Raw genomic sequence first — 2,698 nt, forward strand, 5'->3', positions numbered from 1 at the left:
CTTTAAGCAGCCTGCCGAGTTTGTTCAAACGCCGCAACCTGATGTTGCTTTATGCCATGACGGTGTTGATTATTACGGCACACTTCACGGCATACAGCTATATCGAGCCTTTTGTGTTGCAAGTTGGCGGATTTAAGGCAGAACAAGTTACCATCGTTTTGAGCCTGTACGGTTTGGCAGGCTTTGCCGCTTCTTATTTGTTTGGCAAATGGTTTGCCAAATCGCAACGCCTGTTTATGCTTGGCGCGGTGGCGGTCATCCTGCTCTCTGCCCTGCTGCTTCTGCCGTTTGCCTCTTTCCCTTATGCGGTGTACGCGCTGGTATTTATTTGGGGCGTGGCCATCGTCATCGTCAGCTTGGGCATGGTATCGAAGGTCTTGGCATTTGCCTCGGATGCAACAGATGTGGCCAACTCGATTTATTCAGGTTTGTACAATGTCGGCATCGGCGGCGGTGCGCTTTTGGGACATTATGTAACCGTCTGGTTCGGCCTTTCCAATATCGGCATTGCCGGAGCCTTGCTGGCGGCGGCAGGTTTGGCCGTTTGCGGCTTGTTGTTTAAGGAACAAGACAATCTGACGCAAAACGTTTAAAATCCAATCACTTTCCTAATCGAACGGACAAACAGCCTTCCTGCTGCTTGTCCGTTTTTTATTTTATTTTAAAAAATAATTTACAATTTATTTACACTACATCAAATTACAAATATACTGTCGCTGTCAGGTCGTCTGAAAACGGCCAGCACAAGCGTAAAAGAAAAACCAGCAAACTTCAGAGGAACATTCTATGGATCTGCACGCAAAGGACAAAACCCAGCATCCGGAAAACGTCGAGCTGCTCAGTGCACAAAAGCCGATTACCGACTTTAAAGGCTTGCTGACCACCATCATCTCCGCCGTTGTCTGCTTCGGCATTTATTACATCCTTCCCTACAGCCCCGACGCCAACAAAGGTATAGCGCTGTTGATTTTCGTTGCCGCGCTTTGGTTTACCGAAGCCGTACACATTACCGTTACCGCACTGATGATCCCTATCCTTGCCGTTGTACTCGGTTTCCCGGATATGGACATCAAAAAAGCGATGGCCGGTTTCTCCGACCCGACGATTTACATCTTCTTCGGCGGCTTCGCGCTTGCAACCGCCCTGCACATGCAGCGTCTCGACCGTAAAATCGCTGTCAGCCTGTTGCGCCTGTCCCGTGGCAATATGAAAGTTGCCGTGTTGATGCTGTTTGCCGTTACCGCCTTCCTGTCTATGTGGATCAGTAACACTGCAACTGCCGCGATGATGCTGCCTTTGGCAATGGGTATGATGAGCCACCTCGACCAAGAAAAAGAACGCAAAACCTACGTTTTCGTCCTGCTCGGTATCGCCTACTGCGCCAGTATCGGCGGCTTGGGCACCGTGGTCGGTTCTCCGCCGAACATGATTGCCGCCAAAGCGCTAAACTTGGACTTCGTCGGCTGGATGAAGCTCGGCCTGCCGATGATGCTGTTGATTCTGCCGCTGATGCTGTTCTCCATGTACGTCATCCTCAAACCTAATTTGAACGAGCGCGTGGAAGTTAAAGCCGAATCTATCCCTTGGACTTTGCACCGCGTTATCGCGCTGTTGATTTTCTTGGCAGCCGCCATCGCTTGGGTATTCAGCTCCAAAATCAAAGCCGCATTTGGCATTTCCAACCCCGATACCGTTATCGCCCTGATTGCCGCCGTTGCCGTCGTCGTATTCGGCGTGGCGCAATGGAAAGAAGTTGCTCGCAATACCGACTGGGGTGTATTGATGCTCTTCGGTGGCGGTATCAGCTTGAGCGCGTTGCTGCAATCTTCCGGCGCATCTGAAGCTCTGGGTCAGCAAGTTGCTTCCACGTTCTCCCACTCTCCTGCATTGCTGGTGATTTTCGTGGTTGCCGCCTTCATCATCTTCCTGACCGAGTTCACCAGTAACACCGCTTCCGCCGCCCTGCTTGTGCCTATTTTCGCCAGCATTGCCGCGCAAATGGGTTTGCCAGAACAAGTTTTGGTATTCGTCATCGGCATTGGTGCATCTTGTGCCTTCATGTTGCCGGTTGCCACGCCGCCTAACGCGATTGTGTTTGGTACAGGCTTGATTAAGCAACGCGAAATGATGAACGTCGGCTTATTGCTGAACGTCCTCTGTATCGTATTGGTTGCGCTGTGGGCTTATTTCGTCCTGATGCCATAAACCCGTAAAACCATATCCCAGGCCGTCTGAAAGAATATTTTTCAGACGGCCTTGAAGTTTGTCGTTCAGACACAATTTAACGAATGATTCAAAACCGGATTCTAACGAAAGGAAACCCATGATTATCCTGCACACCAACAAAGGCGACATCAAAATCGAACTCGATTTCGACAAAGCCCCCGTTACTGCTAAAAACTTCGAGCAATACGTTAAAGACGGCTTCTACGACGGCGTAATCTTCCACCGCGTCATCAAAGGCTTTATGATTCAAGGCGGCGGCATGGATGAAAACATGAACGAAAAAGAAACCCGCGATCCGATTCAAAACGAAGCATCCAACGGTTTGCCTAACGAAAAATACACCATCGCCATGGCGCGTACTTCCGATCCTCATTCTGCCAGCGCGCAATTCTTCATCAACACTGCCGACAACGCTTTCCTGAACTTCCGTTCTAAAGAGCTGTACGGCAAAACCGTAGTCCAAGACTGGGGC

The 2,698-nt window shown here is 50.2% G+C and carries 2 protein-coding genes and 1 pseudogene; all 3 read left to right on the forward strand.

All coding sequences use genetic code 11. From position 1 onward, the window contains the following. Nucleotides 1-593 (forward strand): annotated as a pseudogene (locus tag ACTHUE_RS14895) (sugar transporter); the annotation flags it as partial. Between the two features lie 193 nt (nt 594-786). Further along, a complete protein-coding gene (locus tag ACTHUE_RS14900) occupies nt 787-2,205 on the forward strand; it encodes an SLC13 family permease (protein ID WP_107792083.1) in 1,419 nt (472 codons plus the stop codon). Nucleotides 2,206-2,323: 118 nt separating this feature from the next. Next, on the forward strand, nt 2,324-2,698 hold a 375-nt coding region (locus ACTHUE_RS14905; protein WP_440423888.1), incomplete at its 3' end, for a peptidylprolyl isomerase.

The organism is Neisseria sp. P0021.S005, assembly GCF_051956955.1.

What these genes read in the sequence shown, in the direction of transcription:
- ACTHUE_RS14900 (WP_107792083.1), top strand. Translation starts at nt 787, where the DNA reads ATGGATCTGCACGCAAAGGACAAAACCCAGCATCCGGAAAACGTCGAG.